Below are 25,268 nucleotides of genomic sequence, written 5' to 3'. Positions count from 1 at the left end.
AACCATTTTTCGGGGAATTTTTTCCGGCCCCCCGTCACGGCTCCTCGGCCGGCTCCCCGGACGGGTCGCGACCCGCGCACAGATCCAGGACATCGGCGCCATATCGGTCGAGCTTGCGCTTGCCCACACCCGAAATGACCGACAGCTCCTGCTCGTTGGCCGGTGTGGCCTCGGCGATGGCGATCAGGGTCTTGTCGGTGAAAACGCAGTACGCGGGCTGCCCGAGTTGCCGCGCCTGGACCGCGCGCCAGTCGTGCAGCCGCTCGTACAGCCCCTCGTCCATGTCGGACGGGCAGTCCTCGCAGCGCATCAGCTTGATCTCGCCGGCGTCCGTCAGCGTCCGCCCGCAGACCCGGCAGCGCACCGGCCCGCGCCGCCTGCGCCTGGCGCCCGTGCCCCGCTCCGCGCTCCCGCGCTCCACCCCGCCCTGCGTCACCACCCCGGCGCCGCCCCCGCGCCCTGAGCCCGGCCGCAGCCCGGTCAGGAAGCGGCTCGGGCGCCGCGAGGCCCGCCCGCCCGGCGAGCGGGACAGCGCCCAGGACAGCGACAGGTGCACCCGGGCCCGGGTGATGCCCACGTACAGCAGCCGGCGCTCCTCCTCGATCTGCTCGGGCGTCTTGGCGTACGTGATCGGGAGCATGCCCTCCGTGAGGCCCACCAGGAACACCGCGTCCCACTCCAGGCCCTTCGCGGCGTGCAGTGAGGCGAGAGTCACACCCTCGACCGTCGGCGCGTGCTGCGCCGCCGCGCGCTCGCCCAGCTCCTCGACCAGATCCCTCAGCGTCGCGCCCGGCCGGGCACGGGCGAAGTCCTCGGCCAGCCGCACCAGCGCGGCCAGCGACTCCCAGCGGTCCCGCACCGCGCCCGAGCCCGCCGGCGCCTGCGGCGACCAGCCCAGCACGGCCCGGACCTGGGCCGCCAGGTCGCCGTCCCGGCCGGCCTCGTCCAGCATCGCGTCGTTCTTGCCGCCCACCGCCGCGCCGCGCAGCTTGACCCCGGCCTCGCGGACCTCGGGCCGCTCGAAGAACCGCTCCGCGCCGCGGAGCTGGTAGGGCACGGAGCGGTCGGCGAGGGCCTGCTCGTAGACCTCCGACTGGGCGTTGATCCGGTACAGCACGGCGATGGAGCTGGGCGGCACGCCCGCGTCGACGAGCCGGCGGATGTGCCGGGCGGTGCCCTCGGCCTCGGCGGGCTCGTCCGCGTACTCCGTGAAGGCCGGCTCCGGGCCCGCCTCGCGCTGCGCGACCAGCTCCAGCCGGGCGGCGGCGGCCCGGCCGGTGGCCTGGGCCAGCACGCCGTTGGCGAGATGGACGACCTGGGGCGTCGAGCGGTAGTCCCGGACGAGCTTGACGACCGTGGCGTCCGGGTGCCGGGTGCGGAAGTCAAGCAGGTGGTCGGGGGTGGCGCCGGTGAAGGAGTAGATCGTCTGGCTGGCGTCGCCGACGACGCACAGGCTGTCCCGGCCGCCGAGCCACAGCTCCAGCAGCCGCTGCTGGAGGGGGCTGACGTCCTGGTACTCGTCGACGACGAAGTGCTGGTACTGCCGGTGCACCTGCTCGGCGATGTCCGGCCGGTCCTGGAGGACGCCCACGGTGAGCAGCAGCACGTCCTCGAAGTCGATGACGCCGCGGTCGCGCTTCAACTGCTCGTACCCCCGGTAGATGCCGGTGATCTCCGCCGGGTCCCGCGGGGCGTCGCGCCCGGCCTTGGCGATCGCCGCGGCGTAGTCCTCGGGGACGGTCTGCGTGACCTTCGCCCACTCCAGCTCGCCGGTGACGTCCCGCAGCTCGTTGCGGTCGAGCCGGACCCGGGCGCGCGCCGCGGCCTCGGCGACCAACTGGACCTTGCGCTCCAGCAGCCGCGGCAGCTCGCCGCCGACGGCCCGCGGCCAGAAGTACTGCAACTGCCGCAGGGCGGCGGAGTGGAACGTCCGCGCCTGGACGCCCGGGGCGCCGAGCTGGCGCAGCCGGCCGCGCATCTCGCCGGCCGCCCGGTTCGTGAACGTCACGGCCAGCACGCTCCCGGGCTGGAGCACGCCGGCCCGCACGCCGTACGCGATGCGGTGGGTGATCGCGCGGGTCTTGCCCGTGCCCGCGCCGGCCAGCACGCACAGCGGGCCCCGCAGCGCCGTCGCCACCTCGCGCTGCTCCGGGTCGAGCCCCGCCAGCACCGCGTCGGCCGAGCCCGGGACGGCGGGGAACTCCGTGGACTCCGTGGGCTGCGTGGACTCCGTGGACAGGGAGGGCTGCGTGGACCGGGAGGACTGCGGGGGCTGCGGTGCTGCTGTCACCCCGCCATGCTGCCAGGTCTCCCGGGACCGGTGTGCCGGTTGTCCACAGGCTCCGCGCGGCCGGTCCGGTTGTCCACAGACGAACGGGCGGGGCTACGGGAATGGCGGCGCCCCCGGGTACGTTCAACCTCCGGAACAGCTCGCGCCGCGACCGGCCGACCCCGAAGGAGCGCAGCGACATGGCGGGTACCGTCACGATGTACAGCACCACCTGGTGCGGCTACTGCCGTCGGCTCAAGGGCCAGATGGACCGCGAGGGCATCCCGTTCGAGGAGATCAACATCGAGCAGGACCCGGATTCCGCCGCCTACGTCGAGAGCGTGAACAACGGCAACCAGCTCGTGCCCACGGTCGTCGTGGTGCCGCGGCAGGGCGGCGAGTCCGTCGCCATGCCCAACCCCTCCCTGGCCCAGGTCAAGGCCGCCCTCGGCGCCTGACCGCAGCCCCGGGACCGCACCCGCGGCGGCCGTCAGCCCGGCCGCCGCGGGAGGTCCGAGCCGTACCACAGCTCGATCAGCCGCCCCGCGATCGAGATCCCGTACGGCGGCAGCACCTCGCCCGTCTCGTACGCGGCGCCCAGCTCCTTGCGCGAGAACCAGCGCGCCTCGTGCAGCTCCTCGCCGTCCACGCGGATCTCCGCGCCCTTGGCGTCGGCCGCGCGCGCGAGGAAGCCGACCATGAGGCTCGACGGGAACGGCCACGGCTGGCTGGCCACGTACTCCACGTCGCCGACCACCACCCCCGCCTCCTCGAAGACCTCCCGCCGCACCGCGTGCTCCAAGGACTCGCCGGGCTCGACGAAGCCCGCGAGCGTCGAGAAGCGCCCCTCCGGCCAGTGCACCTGGCGGCCCAGCAGGATCCGGTCCTCCGGGTCCGTCACGGCCATGATCACGGCGGGGTCGGTACGCGGGTAGTGCTCCGCGCCGCACGCCTGGCAGCGGCGGATGTGGCCCGCGGCGGCGATGACCGTACGCTCGCCGCAGCGCGAGCAGAAGCGGTGCAGCCGCTGCCAGTTCTCCAGCGCCACGGCGTGCACCATCAGCCCGGCGTCCTGCTCCGAGAGCAGCAGCCCCGCCTCGCGCAGCCCCGCGGCGCGCGCGGTGTCGTCCATGCGGCCGGGCAGGGAGTCCTTCTGGAGCGCGAAGTAGCGCACGCCGTCGGCGTCGGTGCCGAGGAAGTAGCGGTGCTGCTCGGTCGGCGGGGCCTCGAAGGCGGGGGTCGTCACCAGCTCCGTGCCGCCGTCGGGGGTGTCGTCGATGAGCACCTGGCCCTCGCAGACCACGAAGACGCGGGTCGTCGGATGGCTCCAGGCCGCCGCCAGCCACGCCTCGTCCACGCGGTGGTGCGCGGCGCGGTCGACGCCGCTGTCCGCCGTGAAGGAGACCGGCCGGGAGGCCGGCCGCTCGATGCCCGTGGTCACTGCTGCTCCCCTTCCGCCGCGCCGCACACGGCCCCCGCGCGCTCCTCCCGCAGGCACTCCGAAGGGTCGGCGACGCTGCCGGGGGTGGTGCTCATGCCCCCGAGCCTAATCCGTCCGGCCGGAGAGCAGGGCCTCAAGTTCCGCTCTGCCCGGCAGTGTGGCCGGACGCACGATCTCCCCGGTGCGTACGTACAGGAAGGCGGCGGTGACGTCGTCGAGCGGCAGCCGCTCCTGCTCGGCCCAGGCGAGGCGGTAGACGGCGAGCTGGAGGGGGTCGGCGCTGCCGCTGCGGCCGGTCTTCCAGTCGACGATCTCGTAGCCGCCGCCGGGTCCGCGGTAGACGGCGTCGATCCGGCCGCGGACGAGGCGGCCGGCGAGGCTGAGCTGGAAGGGGGCCTCCAGGCGGTACGGGGTGCGCCGGGCGTACGGGGACCGCTCGAAGGACTCCTTGAGCGCGGCCAGCTCGCGTTCGTCGGCGATGTCCGGCGCGTCCTCCTCGCCGCCGGGCAGCTCGTCGGGGCCGAGCATGGGCAGCGGCAGCGCCTCGAAGCGCGACTCGACCCAGGCGTGGAACCGCGTCCCGCGGCGCGCGGCGGGCATCGGCGGACGCGGCATGGGCCGGGCCAGCTCCTGCGTGAACGTCTCGGCGTCGGCTGCGAGCCGCAGGAGCTGCGAGGCGGTGAGGGAGGCGGGCAGGGCCACGTCGCGGACGGGCCGGCGGGCGGCGAGCAGCTCGGCTTCGAGGGCGTCGATGTCCCGGTCCCAGGAGTCGACGACCCGCACGTCGGCGGGACCGAGGGGGTGGGGGCGAGCCTCCTCGGGGCCGGTGCCGGCGGCGTGCTCGTCCGCCGCCGCCCGGCGGGTCAGTGCCGCCTGGACGGCCGCTGCCGCCTCGCGGCGGCGGGTGGTCGCCGCCGGGTCCAGCGGGAGCGGCCACGCGCGTTCCGCCGCGTGGGCCTCCAGGGCCGGGTTCCGGGCGTCCTTCGCGGGTTCCGGGGCCCAGGTCTCGACCTCGCCGCCGCCGCGTTCGCAGTGCTCCCGTAGCGCGTGCAGGAACGCCGACGGGCCGCGGGCCTCCTTCTGCGTCGGGCCCCACCAGTGGCCCGAGCCGAGGAGCAGCGAGCGCGGGCGGGTCACCGTGACGTACCCGAGGCGCAGCTCCTCCACCTCCTGGTGCTCCCGCATCGCCGCCTTGAAGTCCTTCAGCCCGCGCGCCGTCCACTCCGCCACGTCCGGCAGCGTCTCCGCGTCGCCCCGCAGCGCGTGCGGCAGCACCTTGCCCTGGGTGACCCACGACTCCCGCGGCCGGCGGCTCGGGAAGTGCTTCTCCACCAGCCCCGGCACCACCACGACGTCCCACTCCAGGCCCTTCGCCTTGTGCGCCGTGAGCACCTTGACCGTGTCCCGCCCGTCGCCGGGCAGCGAGCTGTCGAGCCCCTTCTCGTACTGCGCGGCCGTCCGCAGGAAGCCCAGGAACGCCAGCAGCGTCGCCTCGCCGTCGAGCGCGGCGGAGGCCGCGTAGTCGGCGGCGACGTCGAGGAAGCGCGCCAGCGTCTCGCGCCGCCGGGCCGCCAGCGCGTGCGGCGACGCGGACAGCTCGACCTCCAGGCCCGTCACGCCCAGCACCCGGTGCAGCACGTCCATCAGCGGGTCCGCGAGCGACCGCCGCAGCTCCCGCAGCTCCGTCGCCAGCCGGGCGAACCGCCCCCGCGCCACCGCGCCGAACGGCAGCCCGTCGTCGGACTGCCGGGACTCCAGGAACGTGTCCAGCGCGTCGGCCAGCGACGCCACCTCCGCCGGGTCGACGCCCTCGACGGCCTGCGCCAGCCGCTCGTCGGCGTCCGCCTCGCCGTCCGTACGCGCCGTGGCCACCAGCAGCCGCGCGCGGCGCCCCAGCAGCGCCAGGTCGCGGGCGCCGATGCGCCACCGCGGGCCGGTCAGGAGGCGTACGAGCGCGGCGTTGGCCGTCGGGTCCTGGAGCACCTCGCACATCGCCACCAGGTCCGCGACCTCCGGCAGGTCAAGCAGCCCCGCCAGCCCCACGACCTCCACGGGGACGTCCCGCGCGACCAGCGCCGCCTGGATGTCGCCGAAGTCGCCCGCGGTGCGGCACAGCACGGCGACGTCGCCGGGGGCCGTGCCCGTACGCACCAGATGCGCCACCGAGTCCGCCAGCCACTCCAGCTCCTCCCCGTACGTCGGCAGCAGCGCGCAGCGCACCGTACCGTGCCGCTCCGCGCCGGCGGCGGGGCGCAGCGCCTCGACGCCGACGTGGCGCTCGCGCAGGGGGGCGGCGAGGCCGTTGGCGAGGGCGAGCAGGCGCCCGCCGCTGCGCCGGTTCTCGCTGAGCGCCTGGCGGCGCGCGGGGCTGCCGTCGGCGTACGGGAAGTGGGCGGGGAAGTCGTCGAGGTTGGCGACGGACGCGCCGCGCCAGCCGTAGATCGCCTGGCACGGATCGCCGACGGCGGTCACCGCGTGTCCCGTACCGCCGCCGAACAGCCCGGCCAGCAGCCGCCGCTGGGCGACGGACGTGTCCTGGTACTCGTCCAGCAGCACCACCCGGCACTCCTCGCGCAGCAGCCGTCCCACCGCCGGGTGGTCCTCGGCGAGCAGCGCGGAGTGGGCGATCTGGTCGCCGAAGTCGAGCAAGTCGCGGCGGCGCTTCTCGCGCCGGTAGGCCCGTACGAGCCGCAGCAGCTCCAGCCGGGCCTGCGCGGCGCCGGGGGCCTTGCGCAGCTCGTCGTTGGTGAGCCGGACGCGGTCCAGTTCGGCGAGCTGCGCGGCGCCGAAGTCCGCGAGCGCGTCGGGGTCCACGAGGTGTTCGGCCAGCTCGGCGTCGAGGGCGAGGAGTTCGCTGACGAGGGTCGGCAGGGACTTCGTCAGCGCGGGGTACGGGCCGGGGGCGGTGCGCAGGACGTGGGCGGCGAGCTGGTAGCGGGTGGCGTCGGCGAGGAGGCGGGCGCCGGGTTCGAGGCCGATGCGCAGGCCGTGGTCCTTGAGCAGTTGGCCGGCGAAGGCGTGGTACGTGGAGATCCGCGGCTCACCGGGCTCCGCCGAGCCGTCGCCCCACACGCCGTCGCCGTACGCCCCGTCGCCGTATCCCCCCTCGCCGTACGCCCCGTCCGGGCCGGCCGCGCCCGCGGCCCCGTCCGCCGGGGTGACCCCCGCCTGCGCCAGCGCCCGGCGCACCCGCTCCGCCAGCTCCGCCGCCGCCTTGTTGGTGAACGTCAGCCCCAGCACCTGCTCCGGCGCCACCTGCCCCGTGCCGACCAGCCACACCACCCGGGCCGCCATCACCGTCGTCTTGCCGGAGCCCGCCCCCGCCACGATCACCTGCGGGGCGGGCGGTGCGGTGATGCACGCCGTCTGCTCCGCGGTGAAGGGGATCCCGAGGAGCTCCTTGAGCTGATCGGGGTGGGTGATACGAGCCGGCATTCCAGCGAGCGTAGCGGCGCCCGCCGACAGCCGGGACCGGCCGGCTGCCGACGGGCGCAAGGGACGGGGGATGCGCTACGGGGCGTACGCGCCCGGTTCGCCCGGGTTCGGGCAAGGACCGGGGTACGGCTCGGGGTTCAGCCGCTCAGCTCGTCCAGGCTCACCGCGTCGGCGGGCGCCGTGACGTCCACCTTCTCGTTGAAGCCCGAGAACTCCGCCGTGCCCGGCTCGTCCCCGTCCACCATCTCCATCTTGAGGATGTACGGCTCGCCCTCGGTGGCGACGTGGACCCGCGTGGTCTCGCCGTCCTCCTTGGCGATCAGCGTGATGGTCGGGGTGCCCCGCACCTCGCCCTCGTCACCCTTCTCGGTCTTCTCCTTCTTGTCGCCCTTGCCCTCGTCGTCCACGTCCTCAAGCATCTTGTCGAGGTCGCAGAAGGACGCGAAGTCCTCCTGGCCGGCGCCCATGTCGACCCAGCGGTCGCCCACCGCCGACTCGATGAGCTGCGCCTGCTCCGGGCTGCCCGCGTTCATCTCCCAGAACTTCGAGTCCGGCTTCATGTACGACGTGCCGTCGACGCGCAGGATCTCCGCGGTGGCGCCCTGGGTGGTGATGGTGCCCGTGCACTCACCGCCCTTGGTCACCGACAGCTTCATCGCCATCTCCTCGGCCCCGGTCTGCTGGAGGTCCAGGGTCATCGACTTGGCGGAGCGCATGGCCGCCACCGTCTCGTCCTTGATCTCCGCGGGCGACTTGCTCGCGAGGCCGTCGTCCTCGCTGCCGCACGCCGACAGAACCGTTACGCCAAGGGCCGAGACCAGGGCCGCCGCCACCACGCTCTTCCGCACAGTCAATCCTTACTTGTTGCTTACGCCTGACCGATTGGTCATACGACCACATAGAAGGCCCGCATGTCACACCGGGGTCTCACACTGTGGTCTCACTCGACGACGTGCCGGCCCTCCGGGCGGGCGCTGCACGAGCTGCGGAAAGTGCACTGCGCGCAGTGGTCGCCCGGCGTCGGCCCGAAGCGCTCGTCCAGCACCCGGGCGGCGGCGGTCGCCAGCATCCGGGGCACCCAGTCCCCCTCCGGCGGGGGCTGCTGCTGCACCTTCGGCAGCGCGTCGCCGCCCTCGCGGACCGGCGCCCCGATCCGCAGGTGGACCAGCTCGGCGCCGCCCGGGACGGTGCGCTCCGGGCCGGCCGCGCCCTCGGCGACGGCGGCCTGGTACACGGCGAGTTGGGCGTGCTCGGCGACCTCGGGGCCGGTCGGCCGGGACTTGCCGGTCTTGAAGTCGACGACGTAGGCGCGGCCTTCGTCGTCCTCCTCGACCCGGTCCATGGTGCCCTTGATCTGCACCTCGTACGTGCCTGCCTTCAGCGTGACGTCGAAGTCCCGCTCGCTGGCCACCGGCCGGCGGCCCCGCTCCAGCACGTGCCAGCGCAGGAAGCGCTCCAGGGCGGCGCGCGCGTGCTCCTTCTCCTGCGCGGACTTCCACGGGGCGTCGAAGGCGAGGCCGTCCCAGACGCCGTCGAGGCGCTCCATGAGCGCGTCGAGGTCGGCGGGGGTGCGGCCGGAGGCGACCTCGTCGGCGAGGGCGTGGACGACGAGCCCGAAGCCCTGGGCGGCGGAGGCCGGCTCTCCGGCGCGTACCTCGCGGCCGAGGAACCACTGGAGCGCGCAGGTGTCGACCAACTGCCCCACGGCGCTGCCGGAGAGCGCGACGGGCTGGTCGCGGTCGCGCAGCGGGACCGCGTTGTCGGTCGGCTCCACCAGGCCCCACCAGCGGTCCGGGTGCGCGCCGGGCACCAGCGGACGGCCGTCGTCCCCCGGCGCCGCCAGCCGGGCCAGCCGCTCGGCGGCGGCGGCGCGCAGGGCGTCGGACGCCTCGGGGTCGACGGTCGTCGCGCGCAGCTCCGCGACCATCGCGGCGACGGACAGCGGGCGGCGGGGGCGGCCGGTGACGTCCCGGGGGTCGACGCCCAGCTCCGTGAGGAACCGGGACGGCTGGTCGCCGTCCTCCGCCGGCGCCTTCACGGCGGTGACGACGAGCCGTTCGCGGGCGCGGGTGGCGGCGACGTAGAACAGCCGGCGCTCCTCGGCGAGGATCGCGCCGGGCGGCAGCGGCTCGGCAAGGCCGTCGCGGCCGATGCGGTCCGCCTCCAGCAGGGAGCCGCGGCGGCGCAGGTCGGGCCAGAGGCCCTCCTGGACCTGGGCGACGACGACGATCCGCCACTCCAGGCCCTTGGCGCGGTGCGCGGTCATGAGGCGTACGGCGTCGGGGCCCGCGGGGTCGGGGTCGGCGCGGCGGGTGAGGACGTCGGCGGCGATGTCCTGGGCCTCCAGCTCCTCCAGGAAGTTGAGCGCGCCGCGCCCGCCGGTGCGGTCCTCGGCGCGGGCGGCGGACTCGAAGAGGGCGCAGACGGCGTCGAGATCGCGGTCGGCGTTGCGGCCGGCGGGACCGCCGCGGGCGGCGGCGCGCTGGAGCCGGGCGGGCCAGGGGGTGCCGTCCCACAGCTCCCACAGCGCGGCCTCGGCGGTGCCGCCGCGGGCGAGGACGTCGCGGGCGTCGCGCAGGAGCACGCCGAGGCGGCGGGCGTTGCCGGCGTAGGAGCGGTCGTGGACGACCAGGCGCCGCGGCTCGGCGAGCGCCTCGGCGAGGAGCACGTCGGAGGGGCGCGGTACGGAACGCCCGGCGGACCGCTCCTCCTCGCGCAGGGCCCGCCCGAGGCGGCGCAGGTCGGCGGCGTCCATGCCGCCGAGGGGCGAGGAGAGGAGGGCGATGGCGACGTCGGGGGCGATCCAGGGTTCGGGGGCGGTGTCATCGGGGGGGTTGCGGGGGTCGGAGGTGGCGTCGGCTACGGGGCCGCCGTCCGGCACGGCGCCGGGTGCGCGGTCGCCGTCGGGCGGAGCGTCCGGTGCGGGATCGCCGTCCGGACCTGCGTCGGGTACGGGATCGCCGCCCGGTGCGCGGTCGCCGTCCGACGTGCCGTCGGGTACGGAATCGCCGTGGGGTACGGAATCGCCGTCCGGCCCGGCGGCGGCGGGGTGCGCGTCGGGGCCCGTCCCCGAGCCGGGCGCCGCGGCGGTCGACGGCGCCTGCGGCGCCGGGTCTCCCGCCCGCGTCCGCCCGGCCGCCGGACCGTCGCCGGCCCGGCCGCCCTCCGTCCCGTCCACCCGCTCCCCGCGCCGCGACGCAGGCGGTTGCGCCGCACCCGCCGCCGCGGCGGCCACCCGCAGGGCCGTCAGGAGGGGCTGGACCGCCGGTTCGTGGCGCAGCGGCAGGTCGTCGCCCGTGATGTGCAGCGGCACTCCCGCCGACGTCAGGGCGCGGCGGACGGAGGGGATCGTGCGGGCGCCCGCGCGGACCAGGACCGCCATCTCGCGCCAGGGGACGCCGTCTTCGAGGTGCGCGCGGCGCAGGATGTCCGCGATGTTGTCCAGTTCGCCGCTCGCCGTCGGGTACGTGTACGCCTCCACCCGGCCGCCGTCGCGCAGCGACGCCAGCCCCCGGTGGGCCCGTACCGCCGCGGAGGGCAGCCGCGGCAGCGGCATCCGGCGGGTGAGCAGCCGCGTCGCCGCCAGCAGCCGTGCGCCCGAGCGCCGCGACGTGCCGAGCACCGCGACCGGCGCCGGCCGGCCGTCCGGCCGCGGGAAGACCTCCGGGAACGTCAGGATCCCCCCGACGTCCGCGCCCCGGAACGCGTAGATCGACTGGTCCGGGTCGCCGAAGGCGACGAGCGTCCGGCCGCCGCCCGCGAGCGCCCGCAGCAGCCGCACCTGCGCCGCGTCGGTGTCCTGGTACTCGTCGACGAACACCGCGTCGTACCGCCCGGCCAGTTCCGCCGCCACCCGCTCGGTCTCGGCCAGCAGCACCGCGCGGTGCACCAGTTCGGCGTAGTCCAGCACGCCCTGCATGTCGAGCACGTCCAGGTACTCCGCCAGGAACTCCCCCGCCGCCCCCCAGTCCGGCCGCCCGGCCGCCGCCGCGAACCGGTCCAGCGCCTCCGCCCCCAGCCCCAGCTCCCGGCTGCGCGCCAGCACGGCCCGCACCTCGTCGGCGAAGCCGCGCGTCGTCAGGCAGGCCCGCAGCTCGGCCGGCCAGGACACCCGCGCCCGTACGCCGTCCTCGTCGTGGCCGGCGAGCAGTTCCCGTACGACGACGTCCTGTTCCGGCCCGGACAGCAGCCGCAGCGGCTCGACGAACATCTCGGCGTCCTGGTGCGCCCGCACCAGCGCGTAGCAGTACGAGTGGAACGTGCTCGCCTGCGGCGCCCGCGCGCCGTCCAGCCGGGCCGCCATCCGGTCGCGCAGTTCCACCGCCGCCTTGCGGCTGAAGGTCAGCACGAGGATCCGCTCGGGGTCCGCGCCGCGCCTGATCCGCTCGGTGACGGCCTCCACCAGGGTCGTGGTCTTGCCCGTCCCGGGGCCGGCGAGCACCAGCAGCGGCCCGGCCCCGTGCTCAACCACCGCGCGCTGTCGCGCGTCCGGCACAGGGGGGACCGGCCGCACGGGCGCGGTGCGGACGAGCCGGTAGGCCGGGGAGGGGACGGACAGAGTGCTCACATGTATCGCCGCTGGGAGAGATCGGGAGGGACGGGAGGGAGGTGCCGGTTGCCGAACCGTACTCCGTACGGGCGGTGCCCCGGGCCGTTTGGTGCCCGGTGTCGGAAGCTGTCAGATATGACCCTCGACACCGTCGCCGCTGCCGTCCCAGCGGGCGCGTCGGAGGTCGATGCGCTGGTCACCCGCGGTGGTGGCACGCAGGGGCGTGCCCTCCACGCGGTACTGCTCCAGGGCCTCGCGCTCGTGGCCGGGGAGCGGCCGGCCGTCCGCGCGCACCACGCGCCACCAGGGCACGGCGCTCCCGTAGAGCGCCATCACCCGGCCCACCTGGCGCGGCCCGCCGCGGGCCAGGAACTCCGCCACGTCCCCGTACGTCATCACCCGGCCCGAAGGAATGCGCTCTGTCACGGAGAGCACCAGGTCCGCGTACTCGTCGAGAAGAGCCGCGTCGGGGCCCGGGGTGCCCGCGGAGGGTGTCTCGTCGTCCATCCGCCCCATCCTGCCGCAGACCGCCGACAGTCCGGCACGGCGGCGGGCAGCGGGCGTACCGCTGCAAAGCACACCCGGATGCGACCATCGGAGACATGCTCGTGCCACCATCGTGCGGGCGGTGACTGGTGATACGAGACGAAGACGGGACTACCCAGGGCATGCGGCGCGACTCCGCGGCCGAGCCTCCGCCGGCAGAGCCGGCCGCGGAGGCGCAGAGCCCTGCCCGCCGGGACGGTGACGAGGGGGGTGCGCGCGGCGGCAGGGTGCGGCGCGTGAGCAGGGACGCGTACGAGGCGGGGGCCGCGCGCGACGAGCCGGACGGGCACGGTGGGCGGGACGGGCAGGGCGAGCGGGACGGGCAGGGCCCGTACGGGAAACCGGACGCCCGCGACGAGCCCGACGCCGACGACGGCCCCGACTCCCCGGACTCCCCCGGCTCGCCCGGCTCGCCCGACTCGTCCGACGCCGGCGACTCCCCCGAGCCCGCGAACGCCCCCGGCTCCTCCGCCGGCGACTCCCCCCGCGGCCTCTACGACGCCCCCCACGCCCCCGCCGCCGCGCCCCCCGCCGGCCGCCACGACTCCCGCCGCCGCGCCGCCCCCGGCCCCATCGAGGGCGACGACCCCCTCCTCCCCGCCCGCGTGCACCGCCCCTCCGACCTCATGCGGCTGCTCCTCGGCATCCTCGGCATCGCCGCCGTCCTGGGCCTCGCCACGGTCGCGCACGCCACCACCGAGGGCCTGGAGGAGGACATCACCAAGGGCGCCGAGTACACGCCCTCGTTCGTCGTCACGCTCGGCGGCCTGACCTCCAGCATCGCCGTCCTCATCGTCCCGGTCGCCTTCGCCGTCGAACGCCTCGTCAAGCGCGACGGGCTGCGCATCGCCGACGGCGTGCTCGCCGCCGTGCTCGCCCACGGCGCCGGCCTCGCCGTCTCGCTCTGGGTCTCCGAGGGCGCCCCCGGCTCCGTGCAGGGGGCGCTGACGCAGATCGCCCGTGACGGCGAGCGCACCGACCCCGTACACGGCTATCTCGCCCCCGTCATCGCCTACATGACCGCCGTCGGCATGTCCCGGCACGCCCGCTGGCGCGTGCTGATGTGGACGGTCCTGGTGCTCGACGGCCTCGCGGTGCTCGTCGGCGGCTACACCACGCCGTTCGCCATCCTGCTCACCGTCCTGATCGGCTGGACCGTCGCCTACGGCACGATGTACGCGGTCGGCTCCCCCAACGTCCGCCCCACCGGCCGCAACCTCCTCGCCGGGCTGCGCCGCGTCGGCTTCCGCCCCGTCAGCGCGCTGGTGCCCGAGGAGCAGCCGGACCTGGAGGGCGACGGCCGCGGGCGGCGGTTCGTCGTCACGCTGGAGGACGGCCCGCCGCTGGACGTCACCGTCGTCGACCGCGAGCAGCAGGCCCAGGGCTTCTTCTACCGCGCCTGGCGCCGCCTGTCGCTGCGCGGCGTCTACCAGCGGCGCAGCATGCAGTCGCTGCGGCAGGCGCTGGAGCAGGAGGCGCTGCTGTCGTACGCCGCGATCGCCGCCGGCGCCAACGCCCCCAAGCTCATCGCCACCTCCGACCTCGGCCCCGACGCGGTGATACTCGTCTACGAGCACACCGGCGGCCGGCCGCTGGGCACCGTCTCGGACGCGGCGCTCACCGACCGGCTGATGCGCGAGAGCTGGCGGCAGGTCAAGGCGCTCCAGTCGCGCCGGATCGCGCACCGCAGGCTCGACGCGGACGCGGTGCTGGTGACCCGCTCGGGCGAGGTGATCCTCACCGACCTCAGCAGCGGCGAGATCGCCGCGGGCGACGTCGTGCTGCGCATGGACATCGCCCAGTTGCTCACCACCTTCGCGCTGCGCGTGGGCGCCGAGCGGGCGGTCGCGGCGGCGGTGGAAGTGCTGGGCCCGGACGCGGTCGCCGACGCCCTGCCGCTGCTCCAGCCGATCGCGCTGACCCGGGACACCCGCGCGGAGCTGCGCCGGCTCTCCCGCGACCGGGCGGCGCGCGAGCGCGAGGCGGTCATCGAGGCGTCGCGGTCGCGCAAGCACCAGGCGGCCGGGGACCGCAAGTCCATGCGGGCCGCCAAGCAGGCCGAGAAGCGGGCGATCGAGGGCGCCCTCGACGAGGCCCGCGAGGAGGACGTGCTCACGCAGATCCGCCACCACGTGCTGCTGATCCGGCCGCAGGCGCCGGTGGAGCCGGTACGGATCGAGCGGATCCGGCCGCGCACGCTCGTCAGCATCATCGCGGGCGTCTTCGCGGCGTACTTCCTGCTGACGCAGCTCACCCACGTCAAGATCGACGACGTGCTGTCGCAGGCGAACTGGCGCTGGGCGGCGCTGGCCGCGGTGTTCTCCGCCTTCACCTACCTCGCCGCCGCGCTGTCCCTGCTGGGCTTCGTCCCCGAGCGGGTGCCGTACGGGCGCACGGTGCTGGCGCAGGTCGCCGCCTCGTTCGTCAAGCTGGTCGCGCCGGCGGCGGTCGGCGGGGTCGCGCTCAACACCCGCTTCCTCCAGAAGTCGGGCGTACGGCCCGGCCTGGCGGTCGCCAGCGTCGGGGCCTCGCAGCTCTTCGGGCTCGGCAGCCACATCCTGCTGCTGCTCACCTTCGGCTATCTGACGGGGACCGAGCGGACGCCGTCGCTGTCCCCGTCCCGTACGGTCATCGCCGGACTCCTCGCGGCGGCGGTGCTGATCCTGATCATCACCGCCGTACCGCTCCTGCGGAAGGCCGTGTCGTCGCGGATCCGGTCGCTCTTCGCGGGCGTGGTGCCGCGCATGCTGGACGTGCTCCAGCGCCCGCAGAAGCTCGCGGCGGGCATCGGCGGCATGGTGCTGATGACGCTGTCGTTCGTGCTCTGCCTGGACGCCTCGGTACGGGCCTTCGGCGGCGACCTCAGCTTCGCGAGCGTCGCGGTCGTCTTCCTCGCCGGCAACGCGCTGGGCTCGGCGGCGCCGACGCCGGGCGGCGTGGGCGCGGTGGAGCTGGCGCTCACGGCGGGTCTGACGGCGGCGGGGACGCCGAGCGACACGGCGCTGTCGGCGGTACTGCTGTTCCGGCTGCTGACGTTCTGGATGCCGGTCCTGCCCGGGTGGCTGTCGTTCACGCACCTGACCCGCAAGGGCGCGTTGTAGTGCCCCCGGGGGCGCGTCACAGGTCGACGACGCGCCAGGGGCGGATGCTCCAGTCGTCCACCAGCCCGTTCGCCACGTACGGGTCCTTCCTGACGAACTCCTCGGCGGGCCCCGGGCCGTCGGTCCGCCAGACCATCAGGCCGCGCGGCGGTGCCTCCGTCATCGCGCCGGCCATGAGGAGGTCGCCGCGCCGGTGGCACTCGCGGATGAGGTCGAGGTGGGCCTGGCGGTAGAGGTCCCGGCGCTCCAGGTAGTCGTCGACGTAGGCGTAGTCGAGGACGTAGTAGGACACGCGGCCTCCCGGGCGGCGGGGGTGAACGGTACGGGACCACCGTACTCACCCGTACGCCCCGCGCAGCGCGCGGCCGTCCGCTGCCCGCCGGACGATGGCAGTCCGCCCACCGCCGAGACCGGGGAGCCGCCGTGCGGGTCACCACCAAGCTGACCACCGCCGCCACCGCCGTCACCGCCGTCCTGCTGACCGCCCTGGCCGCGGGCGGCTGCGGCATCGCGGCGTCGTCCGACAGGGCCGGCGGCCGGGAGGACGGTGAGGCGGGCGGCGGCGTCGACTGGGGCGCCTGCAAGAACCTCCCCGCGCCCGCGCCGGGGGCGCCGGTCGCGGAGGCCGACTGGCAGTGCGGCACGCTCGACGTACCGCTCGACCACGACAGGCCGGACGGCGAGAAGATCGGCATCGCCATGATCCGCGCCGCGGCCACCGGGCCGCGGGCGGAGCGCATCGGCTCGCTGCTGTTCAACTTCGGCGGCCCCGGCGGCTCCGGCATCGACACCCTCCCGGGCCTGGCCGGCCAGTACAAGACGCTGCACAAGCGCTACGACCTCGTCAGCTTCGACCCGCGCGGCGTCGGCCGCAGCGACGGCGTGCGCTGCCTCGGCGACCGCGCGCTCGACAGGTACTTCGCCGCCGACAACACCCCCGACGACAAGGCGGAGGAGGAGGCGTACCTCGGCCGGATCCACGACTTCGCCGCCGCCTGCGAGAAGAACTCCGGCAAGGTCCTGCCGTACGTCGGCACCGAGAACGCCGCCCGTGACATGGACCGCATGCGCGCCGCGCTCGGCGACGACAAGATGCACTACTTCGGCATCTCCTACGGCACCGAACTGGGCGCCGTCTACGCCCACCTCTTCCCGGAGCGGATCGGCCGGGCCGTGCTCGACAGCCCCGTGGACCCGACGCAGGACAGCGCGCAGCGCTCGCTGGCCCAGGCCAAGGGCTTCCAGCGGGCGCTGGAGAACTACGCCGAGGACTGCGCCGAACAGGGCAAGGACTGCCCGCTGGGCGACGGCTCGGGCGGCGGCCCCGCGGTCGCCACCGACGACGTCGCGGACCTGCTGAAGCAACTCGACGGCAAGCCGATCCCGGGCACCTCCGGCCGCGACCTGACGGAGTCGCTGGCGACCGGCGGCATCGCGCAGTCGCTCTACTCCAAGCAGCTCTGGCCGCTGCTGACGCAGGGCCTCGAACAGGCGCGGGGCGACGACGGCGCGACCCTGCTGCTCCTGGCCGACGCGCTCAACGGGCGCGAGCCCGACGGGCACTACAACACGCTCCAGTCGTCCTTCCTCGCGGTCAACTGCGCGGACACCAAGGACCGCTACTCGACCGGCGACATCCGCGACCGGCTGCCGGAGTTCCGCGAGGCGTCGCCGGTCTTCGGCGACTTCATGGCCTGGGGCATGGCGTCGTGCGACGGCTGGCCGGTGACGGGCAAGCGCTCGACACCGGAGGTGAGCGCGAAGGGCGCCGACAGGATCCTGGTCGTCGGCACCACCGGCGACCCGGCGACGCCGTACGAGGGCACGCAGCGGATGGTCGACGCGCTCGGCGGCGACGTGGCGGTGAAGGTGACGCGCGTCGGCGAGGGACACGGGGCGTACGGCAGCGGCAACGAGTGCACGCAGCAGGCCGTCGACACCTACCTCCTCGACGGCAAGGCCCCCCAGAACGACACCACCTGCCGCAAGTAACCCCGCGGAGCGGCCCGCAGACACACGCGCGTGCCGCCGCCGGAAGCCCTCCGGCGGCGGCACGCGCGCGTCGTACGTCAGTAGATCGGCTTCTCCGGCTCGATCTGGTTCACCCAGCCGACCACGCCGCCGCCGACGTGGACCGCGTCCGCGAAGCCCGCCGACTTCAGCACCGCCAGGACCTCCGCGGAGCGGACACCCGTCTTGCAGTGCAGGACGATCTTCTTGTCCTGCGGCAGCCCTTCCAGGGCGTTGCCCATCAGGAACTCGTCCTTGGGGACCAGCCGGGCGCCGGGGATCGAGACGATCTCGTACTCGTTGGGCTCCCGGACGTCGATGATGTCGATGTTCTCGCCGTCGTCGATCCACTCCTTGAGCTGCTTCGGAGTGATCGTGGAGCCGGCCGCGGCCTCCTGCGCCTCGTCGGAGACGACGCCGCAGAACGCCTCGTAGTCGATCAGCTCGGTGACGGTCGGGTTCTCGCCGCAGACCGCGCAGTCCGGGTCCTTGCGGACCTTGACCTGGCGGTACTGCATCTCCAGGGCGTCGTAGATCATCAGCCGGCCGACCAGCGGGTCGCCGATGCCGGCGAGCAGCTTGATGGCCTCGTTGACCTGGATGGAGCCGACGGACGCGCACAGCACGCCCAGCACGCCGCCCTCGGCGCAGCTCGGCACCATGCCGGGCGGCGGGGGCTCGGGGTACAGGCAGCGGTAGCACGGGCCGTGCTCGGCCCAGAAGACCGACGCCTGGCCGTCGAAGCGGTAGATGGAGCCCCACACGTACGGCTTGCCGAGCAGCACGCAGGCGTCGTTGACCAGGTAGCGGGTGGCGAAGTTGTCCGTGCCGTCCACGATCAGGTCGTACTCGGCGAAGATCTCCATCACGTTGGAGGAGTCCAGCCGCTCCTGGTAGAGCTGCACGGTCACGTACGGGTTGATGCCCAGCACCGTGTCGCGGGCGGACTCGGCCTTGGAGCGGCCGATGTCCGCCTGGCTGTGGATGATCTGGCGCTGGAGGTTCGACTCGTCCACCTCGTCGAACTCGACGATGCCGAGCGTGCCCACGCCCGCCGCGGCCAGGTACATCAGCGCGGGCGAGCCGAGGCCGCCCGCGCCCACACAGAGCACCCTGGCGTTCTTCAGCCGCTTCTGGCCGGCCATCCCGACGTCCGGGATGATCAGGTGGCGCGAGTACCTGCGGACCTCGTCGACGGAGAGCTCGGGGGCGGGCTCGACCAGCGGTGGCAGCGACACGGGGACTCCGTAAGCGTGTGAGAGCACAGTGGGTCTTCCCGTAACACTGCCACGCACCCCCTCATTCCGAGACACCCTGTCCGAGACGCGAGACGAGCTCGTCCCAGTAGCCGGGCAGGGCCTCCCAGCCGGGCCGGTCGGTGAAGAACACCGAGGCCGCGCCCTGCCAGCGGGCGACCCGCAGGGCCTCGTCCAGATGCGTCGGCGGTACGCCGTGGACCAGGTGGCAGAACCGCTCCGCGGGGTGCTCCGCGGTCCACTCGGCGACCTGCGACCAGCGGTAGTCCGCCCACGCGCCCGCGAAGGTGACGAGCTGGTCGGCGGCCTCGGCGTAGCCGGGGTACGGGTGCGTGCCGATGCCGAGGACGACGTGGGCGCGCGGGGCGAGGGCGCCGAGCGTCGTGGAGACCCGCCGGACCTCCGGCAGGAGGTCCCGGTCGGCGGGGCAGCGGGCGAGGAAGAAGCCGTCGACGCGGTACCAGTCCAGGTAGCGGTGCGCGTCGGTGATCAGCTCGCCGAAGGGGCGGCGGCCGTGGCGCAGGTCGAGGCGGCCCAGGGTGCGCACCCGCGCCGACTTCAGCCGGCCCGCGGCCTCCAGGCAGTGCGGGTCGGGGCGGGCGCCGGGCCCGCCGGCGACGTCGAGCACCGTCCAGTGCACGGCGTCGGCGGCGGCGGGCCGGGTCAGCTCGCCCCACTCGACGGGGGCGAGGAGGGGGTGCGCGTAGCCGGGGACGCCGAGGCGGAGGGGGGTCTCGCCCGGCTGGGGCGAGGGCTGGCGCCGGCCCTCGGGGGCGGGCGGGGTCCCCGGCGGGTCCCGTAGCACCGCCCCCGGGCCGGCCGGTGCGCCGGTCCCGTCAGCTCTCAGATGCGGCATGCCGCCTCCATCCAGATATCGGCAAGGCTCTCCTCGATTCCGATCCGGGGCCGCCAGCCGAGCCGGTCCCGCGCCGTCCTGACGTCCGCCTGCTGCCAGGCGCCGCACCCGTCCGGATACGGATACGCCGCGGCGACCGCCGCCGGTTCCGTGCCGGGGCCCCCGTTCGTACCGTGGCCGGGTCCGTGGCCGTGGCCCGGCCCGTGCCCGAGGCCGTGGCCCAGCCCGTGCCCCGGGCCGTGGCCGCCGTGCCCGAGGCCGTGGCCGGCGCCCGCGGGCTGCGGGATCCGGCCGGTCAGCGTCGTGTCGTACTCGTGCAACTGGCCGCCGTACCCGGCGATCCGCGCCAGCGCCGCCGCCGCGTCCCGCAGCCGCACCGCGCGCCCGCCGCCGATGTTCACCACGCCCTGCGCCGCCGACAGCGACGCGGCGTGCACCGCCCGCGCCACGTCCCGTACGTCCACGAAGTCCCGCTGCGCGCCGAGCCCGCCGAGCTTCAGCTCGCCGTCGCCCTGCTGCATCGCCCGCCGCAGCGCCTCCGCCAGCCGGCCGAGCGGGGAGCCCGCCGGGGTGCCGGGGCCCGCGGGCGAGAAGACCCGCAGCACGATCGCGTCCAGGCCGGAGCCGAGCACCAGCTCGGTCGCGGCGAGCTTGCTCACCCCGTACGGGCCGCCGGGGCGCGGCAGCGCGTCCTCGGCCGTGGACGAACCGGCCGGGGAGGGCCCGTACTCCGAGGCGCAGCCGACGTGCACCAGCCGCGCCGAGCAACTGCTGCGCCGCATGGCCTCGCAGAGGGTGGCGACGGCGACGGTGTTGTGCCGGGTCAGGTCGCGGGCGCTGCCGCGGGTGGTGCCGGCGCAGTTGACGACGACGCCCGGGTGCACGGCGTCCAGGAACCGGGTCAGCGCGCCGGGGCTGCCGGACGACAGGTCGAACCGCACGTCGGCGTCGTCGCCGCGGCCGAGCGCGGTGAGCTGCACGGCGGGGTCGGCGAGCAGGCGGTCGGCGACGTAGCGGCCGACGAAGCCGGTGCCGCCGATGAGCAACACCCTCATCGCGTACCCCCCGGGTTCGAGGAGGGCGTGGCCAGTAGTGGTGCGGTCATCTCGTTGTGCTCCTTGCGATGAGCTGAGGCTCGGGTGAGTGCGCCGCCGGCGTACGCCAGCAGCGCGAGCGCGGCGACGCCGCAGGCGACCGCAGGCACGGCGGCCATACGGAAACCGGCGGAGCCGGCGACCAGCAGCTCGACCGGACGGCCGAGCAGGGCGAGCCCGGGAACCCGGGCGGCCAGGACCAGCAGCAGCGCCGCCACCTGCGTGGCGCAGGCAGCGGCGACGCCGTACGCGGCGGCCCGGGGGAAGCCGTGCACGGCGAGCAGCCGGGCGAGGAAGAGCAGGGCGCCGAGCGCGCAGGCGGCGGCGACGGTGCCGGGGACTCCGGCGGCGTGGTCGGCGACGACGTGTTCGGCGGCGGTACGGGGCCGCGGCCCGTCCGCCAGCCGTCCGGCGCCCGCGGCGGCGAGCTGGAGGGCGACGAGGACGGCCAGCACGGCGACGACGGCGGCGGCCAGCAGCGGGCGGGCGCGGGCGCGGAACTCCGCGAGGTCCCGGCTGTCCCGCAGGCCGCCGCGGGCCCGCGCGGCGAACCACCGCGCGACGGCGGCGGCGGGCAGCACGGCGGCGGTGAGCCCGGCGAGGGCGGCGGCGGTGGCGTACGGGACGACGGGCGCGCCGGTGACCCCGGTGGCGCCGCCGAGCAGTTCGCCGAGGACCCAGTCCCCGTACACGGCGTACGCCAGCAGCCACCCCACGCCCAGCCCGGCCCCGGGCGGCAGCCCCCGCCGGACCCGCAACGGCCCCCGCTGCAACCCGAGCACCAGCGCGACGACGACGGCGGCGACGCCCGCGGCGGTGACGACGGGCTGCGCCGTGCCGCGCAGTCCGGCGGCGCCGACCACGACGAGCCCGCCGAGGAGCGGCAGGAGGTGGGCGAGAGGGGCGAGAGGGGTACGGGCCGGGGGCGCGTCCCACTGCGACTGCGACTGCGACTGGGACTGCGACTGGGACTGCGACGGCTGCGGCTCGGCGTCGGGGCGGCGGGTCCGTACGTACATCTCCTCGGCGAGCGAGAACACGTCCCGGTGCCGGTACCGCAGGGCGATCCTGTCGGTCACGCCGTACGCCTCCAGCCCGGCGGCGATCTCCAGCGGATCGACGGCGCGACGGCACAGCTCCCGGTGCCGGTGCATGAGGCCCCGCACGGGATCGGCGGGCTCGGGTGCGGCGGCCGGTCCGGGCGGCGGGGCGGGCGTTGCGGGCGAGGGACCGGGGCCGGGGTGGGGGCCGAAAGCTTCCTTCAGGGCTTCCGCCAGATCCTCCGCCGGCGTCGGCGGTGACGGCTCCCCTGCCTTTGCCGTCCCGGGCGGCTGCGCCCGCGTCCGGCTTCGCGGCTCGGAGGCCGCTCTGGGTACGTCGGTCATCGATCGGCCCCTTCGAGCAGGGGGCGTACGCCCGGTGCCGGCGAAGCCGCGGGCCGGGACGGGAGGTGCGCCTCCGGCGGGTGCGCGAAGGGGCGCGGCCCGCCGGCCGCCGGGGCCGCCGCCGTGCGCCGCGAGACCAGCTCCAGGTAGATGCGCCCGAACGCCCCCACGTTCTGTTCCGCCGCGAACAGCTCCACCGCCCGCGCCCGGGCCGCCGCGCCCAGCCGGGCCCGGCGGGCCGGGTCGCGGAGCAGCGCCAGGCAGGCGTCCGCCAGCGCGCGCGGCTTCCGCGGCGGGACCACGAGCCCCGTGCCGCCGATGACCTCCCGCACCGCGCCGACGTCCGTCGACACCGTCGCCCGGCCGCAGAACATCGCCTCGACCAGGCCCACCGGGAAGCCGGCCACGGCGCTGGAGAACACCGTGATCCCGCCGGTCGCGTACGCCGCCGCCCGGTCCGGCAGCGCCGGGTCGCCGACCGCCTCGAACGACACCGGGCTCGCGCCCGCCGCGGGCGCGTCGGCGGGCTCGGCGGCGGCCTCGTCGGGGAAGAGCCGGGCGGCCAGCGCGCGGCAGTGGTCGCGGTAGCCCGCGTGGGCACCGGGCGAAGGGCCCGTCTCCACCACGACGAGGTGGGCGGCCGGCTCCTCCCTGCGGATCTCCGCGAACGCGTGCAGCAGTGCGATGAGGTCGCCGGCCGGCTCTATCCGGCCCGTCCAGACCAGGGTCCTGTCGTCCGCCCCGGCGGGCATCGACCTGTCCGCCTCCGTGAAGCGCGTGCTGTCCATCCCCGGGTAGACGGTCCGCAGCCGCCGCCGCTCGGCCCCCAGGTGCAGCGCCCAGCGGCGCGCGTGCGCGTTGCCGGGGGTGACCAGCGCCGCCTTGGCGTACGTCTCGGCCGCCAGCCGGCGGTGGAAGGCCGCCGTCAGCGCCCGTACGGTCACGGATCCGCCGGCGTGCGTCCCCGGCCCGCTCTCCAGGTAGTGCCGCCGCAGCCGCACCCCGTACTCCGTCACCAGCAGCGGCGTGCCGAAGAACCGCCGCGCCAGCAGCCCCGGCAGCGCCGCGGGACCGCCGGAGAGGGCGTGGCACAGGTCGACCCCGGCCAGCCCGCCGCCCGCCGGCCCCCCGTGCACCGGCCCGCCGGACCGAGACCCGCCGGACGGAGCACCGCCGCCCCGATCCCCGTACCACCCCGCCGCCAACGGCCGCAGCGCCCGGTCGAGATGGCCCGCCACCGCCACCAGGTCCGCCACGCGCGCCCCCTGCACGACCCGGTGCGCGCCCGGCGCCCGGCACGCCCGCTCCAGGATCCGCACCGCCTGCTCCGACCGCAGCGGGCGCCCCGGGCCGCCCGCGACCCGGGCCAGCTCGGCCAGCCCGTACAGCCCGGAAGCGAAACGGTCCTGCCCGTCCGCCTCCCCGGCCGCCCCGGTCTCCACGGCCCCCGCGGCGCCCGCCGCCAGCGCGGTGGCCAACTCCGTGAAGTGCTCGGCGAACCGGCGCCGGTCCGCGCGCCCGTAGCGGCGTTCGCCAGGCGCCGGGCGACCCAGCGGCGCGACGTGCACCGCGCGCACCTGCGGCGGCAGCGGGACGAGCCCCGACGTCTCCTGCGCCGCATCCACCGCAAACGCGAAAACGTCGAACTCGTGGTGCGCGAGCCCGCGTACGAGCCGGTCGCACCACCCCGGCGACTCGCCCGCGGCAAACGGAAATCCGCCCTCCGCGAGAAGGCCGATGCGCAACGCGAACACCCCCGAGACTGCTGTGGCTCCATCCGGTGGGAGGACCGTACGCACGCGAGGGGGCAGCGCGACGGACGGTTGTCCGTCGCACCACCGGAAGGGGTGAATACCCGTGACTATTTGGGGACTGGGGCGTTTTGCCCGCCGCCCGTCAGTCGCGCGGGAACGGCCAGGGGTTGGGCTTGCAGGTGGCGCCGTCCGTCGACAGGTACTTCGTCTGCTGCATCATCACCGGCGCCAGCGCCCCGTCGGCCGCGCACCCGACGTGCCCGTTCCCGAGCCGGTGGCCGACCTCGTGGTTGATGAGCATCTGCCGGTAGCCGTGGATGTCGTCGCCGTAGGTCTTCGAACCCTGCGCCCACCGGAAGGCGTTGATCATCACGCGCTCGGTGGCCGCGGAGTCGCAGGACACGTCCTCGTCGCCGGTGTCCAGGCCCGACTTGGCGCACCACTCGTCCGTGGTCCCGGGGCTGGCCAGGGTGATGACGAACTCCGACTCCTCGCCGGGGCCCACCCGCTCGAAGGTGCGGTAGCCCTGGCCGCCCCAACTGCGCTTGTCGTTGAGCGTCTTGTGCACCGCGGACGCGAACAGCTCGCCGTCCAGCGGCAGTCCCTCCTCGACGTCCACGCGGTACGCGACCACGTCGCCGCGGCCGGGCGCCTTGTCGCCGCCGGGGACCGCGGTGAGCTTGCCGGAGCCGGTGAGGTCGCGGCTGAGGGGGTACGTGGCCGCCATCTTCTCGCCGTACGTCGCGGGGACGGCCCGCGCCTCCTCCTCCGCCTCGGCCGGGGCGTCGCGGCCCCCGGAGCGGGAGGCGGCGTCGTCGGCGGCGGCGCGCTGCTTGCGCGCGTCGGAGGCCGCGGCGTCGGCGCGCTTGGCGCGGCCGTCGGAGACCTGGCCGGCGATGGCGGCGGCGAGCGCGCAGGTCACGACGGCGGCGGCGACGCCGGTGGCGACGCGGGCGCGGTTGGTCGGGCGGCGGCGGGCGCGGCGCCGGCCGCCGCCGGCGGACTCCAGGGCGGCGGAGTCGTCGGGCGGTTCGTCGTCGCCGGGCGGCGGCCAGCCGCGGTCGTCGGCGGCGGGGGCCGGTCCGGGCACGTCGCCGGGGCGGCGGCGCGCAGCGGGCCCGGCGGCGTGGCCGGGGCCGGGCCCGGGCCCGTCGAAGGCGTCGAGGTACTCCTGCCGTACGGGCGAGGGCGCGGCGGCGACGGTGGCGGTGCCGAGGCCGTGGGCGGGCTGCTCGTACGGCGGCGCGCCCCACCCGCCGCCGGGCTCGCGGTGCTCGGGATGGCCGAGGGGGTGCTCGCCGGTGTCGTCCGTACCGGGCCTGCCGGGCATGCCGGGCATGCCGGGCGTACGGGGCGCGCGGGGCATGCCGGCCGCGTGCGGCGGGCCTCCGGGTGCGGCGGTGCGGCGCATCGCGCCGGTGTCGCCGACCCCGCGGAAGCCCCCGGTGTCGCCGACCCGCGGCATCGCGCCGGTGTCGCCGACCGGCCGCATGGATCCGGTGTCGGTGACCCGGGGCACCGGGCCCGTGTCGGAAACCCGCGGAATCGGCCCGGTCCCGCCGGCCCGAGGCA

The 25,268-nt window shown here is 75.8% G+C and carries 16 protein-coding genes; 3 read left to right on the top strand and 13 right to left on the bottom strand.

What is annotated here, in order from left to right:
• Positions 1-34 precede the first annotated feature (34 nt).
• The gene (locus QBL21_RS06300) at positions 35-2,170 is read right to left on the bottom strand and encodes an ATP-dependent DNA helicase UvrD2 (protein WP_407566328.1); all 2,136 of its coding nucleotides are present in this window, start codon (positions 2,168-2,170) and stop codon (positions 35-37) included.
• Positions 2,171-2,469: 299 nt separating this feature from the next.
• Between QBL21_RS06300 and QBL21_RS06295 the strand changes: the two genes are divergently transcribed.
• Entirely contained in the window at positions 2,470-2,727 is a 258-nt protein-coding gene (locus QBL21_RS06295) for a mycoredoxin (RefSeq protein ID WP_407560989.1), read from the top strand.
• A 32-nt stretch (positions 2,728-2,759) separates the two neighbouring features.
• Here the strand turns inward: QBL21_RS06295 and nudC are convergent, their stop codons facing one another.
• The 5 genes from nudC to QBL21_RS06270 form a co-directional block, all read right to left on the bottom strand.
• A complete protein-coding gene (nudC, locus tag QBL21_RS06290) occupies positions 2,760-3,710 on the bottom strand; it encodes an NAD(+) diphosphatase (protein ID WP_407560988.1) in 951 nt (316 codons plus the stop codon).
• Positions 3,711-3,815: 105 nt separating this feature from the next.
• Positions 3,816-7,145 carry a UvrD-helicase domain-containing protein gene (locus tag QBL21_RS06285; RefSeq protein WP_407560987.1) on the bottom strand — a complete coding sequence of 1,110 codons (3,330 nt, stop codon included), beginning with the start codon at positions 7,143-7,145 and terminating at the stop codon, positions 3,816-3,818.
• 137 nt (positions 7,146-7,282) lie between these two features.
• Positions 7,283-7,993, bottom strand: coding sequence for a hypothetical protein (locus tag QBL21_RS06280; RefSeq protein ID WP_407560986.1), 711 nt, complete (start codon positions 7,991-7,993; stop codon positions 7,283-7,285).
• Between the two features lie 92 nt (positions 7,994-8,085).
• Positions 8,086-11,586, bottom strand: coding sequence for a UvrD-helicase domain-containing protein (locus QBL21_RS06275; RefSeq protein WP_407566327.1), 3,501 nt, complete (start codon positions 11,584-11,586; stop codon positions 8,086-8,088).
• A 237-nt stretch (positions 11,587-11,823) separates the two neighbouring features.
• A complete protein-coding gene (locus tag QBL21_RS06270) occupies positions 11,824-12,201 on the bottom strand; it encodes an MGMT family protein (protein WP_407560985.1) in 378 nt (125 codons plus the stop codon).
• A gap of 161 nt (positions 12,202-12,362) precedes the next feature.
• Here QBL21_RS06270 and QBL21_RS06265 point away from each other — a divergent pair, with 161 nt between their 5' ends.
• Positions 12,363-15,341: a flippase-like domain-containing protein gene (locus QBL21_RS06265; RefSeq protein ID WP_407560984.1), complete on the top strand. Its 2,979-nt coding sequence runs from the start codon at positions 12,363-12,365 to the stop codon at positions 15,339-15,341.
• A gap of 16 nt (positions 15,342-15,357) precedes the next feature.
• On the opposite strand, the gene QBL21_RS06260 is transcribed toward QBL21_RS06265, so the two are convergent.
• A complete protein-coding gene (locus QBL21_RS06260) occupies positions 15,358-15,633 on the bottom strand; it encodes a YciI family protein (protein WP_407560983.1) in 276 nt (91 codons plus the stop codon).
• A gap of 131 nt (positions 15,634-15,764) precedes the next feature.
• On the opposite strand from QBL21_RS06260, the gene QBL21_RS06255 reads away from it, so the two are divergent.
• Positions 15,765-17,333 carry an alpha/beta hydrolase gene (locus tag QBL21_RS06255; protein ID WP_407560982.1) on the top strand — a complete coding sequence of 523 codons (1,569 nt, stop codon included), beginning with the start codon at positions 15,765-15,767 and terminating at the stop codon, positions 17,331-17,333.
• 77 nt (positions 17,334-17,410) lie between these two features.
• Here the strand turns inward: QBL21_RS06255 and moeZ are convergent, their stop codons facing one another.
• The 6 genes from moeZ to QBL21_RS06225 all read right to left on the bottom strand — a co-directional run bounded on the left by moeZ (position 17,411) and on the right by QBL21_RS06225 (position 25,215).
• Entirely contained in the window at positions 17,411-18,589 is a 1,179-nt protein-coding gene (moeZ, locus tag QBL21_RS06250) for an adenylyltransferase/sulfurtransferase MoeZ (RefSeq protein WP_407560981.1), read from the bottom strand.
• 61 nt (positions 18,590-18,650) lie between these two features.
• Positions 18,651-19,463, bottom strand: a complete 813-nt coding sequence (locus QBL21_RS06245; RefSeq protein WP_407560980.1) for a spherulation-specific family 4 protein — start codon at positions 19,461-19,463, stop codon at positions 18,651-18,653.
• Positions 19,451-20,518, bottom strand: coding sequence for an NAD-dependent epimerase/dehydratase family protein (locus QBL21_RS06240; RefSeq protein ID WP_407560979.1), 1,068 nt, complete (start codon positions 20,516-20,518; stop codon positions 19,451-19,453). The genes QBL21_RS06245 and QBL21_RS06240 overlap by 13 nt, the downstream gene beginning before the upstream one ends.
• A complete protein-coding gene (locus QBL21_RS06235; RefSeq protein ID WP_407560978.1) occupies positions 20,515-21,711 on the bottom strand; it encodes a hypothetical protein in 1,197 nt (398 codons plus the stop codon). The genes QBL21_RS06240 and QBL21_RS06235 overlap by 4 nt, the downstream gene beginning before the upstream one ends.
• 227 nt (positions 21,712-21,938) lie before the next feature.
• Positions 21,939-23,696 carry a DUF3492 domain-containing protein gene (locus QBL21_RS06230; protein ID WP_407560977.1) on the bottom strand — a complete coding sequence of 586 codons (1,758 nt, stop codon included), beginning with the start codon at positions 23,694-23,696 and terminating at the stop codon, positions 21,939-21,941.
• 142 nt (positions 23,697-23,838) lie between these two features.
• Positions 23,839-25,215 (bottom strand): DUF3152 domain-containing protein, encoded by a 1,377-nt coding sequence (locus QBL21_RS06225; RefSeq protein WP_407560976.1) that lies wholly within the window; start codon positions 25,213-25,215, stop codon positions 23,839-23,841.
• Between the last annotated feature and the right edge of the window lie 53 nt (positions 25,216-25,268).

Origin of the sequence: Streptomyces sp. 184 (genome assembly GCF_045781775.1) — a bacterium.
GTDB lineage: Bacteria > Actinomycetota > Actinomycetes > Streptomycetales > Streptomycetaceae > Streptomyces.
Note: the sequence above shows the minus strand (reverse complement) of the source record. Positions and strands in the feature narration are given on the sequence as shown.

Coding starts and splice junctions, on each gene's coding strand:
- QBL21_RS06295 (WP_407560989.1), top strand. CDS start 2,470: ATGGCGGGTACCGTCACGATGTACAGCACCACCTGGTGCGGCTACTGC.
- QBL21_RS06285 (WP_407560987.1), bottom strand. CDS start 7,145: ATGCCGGCTCGTATCACCCACCCCGATCAGCTCAAGGAGCTCCTCGGG.
- QBL21_RS06270 (WP_407560985.1), bottom strand. CDS start 12,201: ATGGACGACGAGACACCCTCCGCGGGCACCCCGGGCCCCGACGCGGCT.
- QBL21_RS06265 (WP_407560984.1), top strand. CDS start 12,363: ATGCGGCGCGACTCCGCGGCCGAGCCTCCGCCGGCAGAGCCGGCCGCG.
- QBL21_RS06245 (WP_407560980.1), bottom strand. CDS start 19,463: ATGCCGCATCTGAGAGCTGACGGGACCGGCGCACCGGCCGGCCCGGGG.
- QBL21_RS06240 (WP_407560979.1), bottom strand. CDS start 20,518: ATGAGGGTGTTGCTCATCGGCGGCACCGGCTTCGTCGGCCGCTACGTC.
- QBL21_RS06235 (WP_407560978.1), bottom strand. CDS start 21,711: ATGCACCGGCACCGGGAGCTGTGCCGTCGCGCCGTCGATCCGCTGGAG.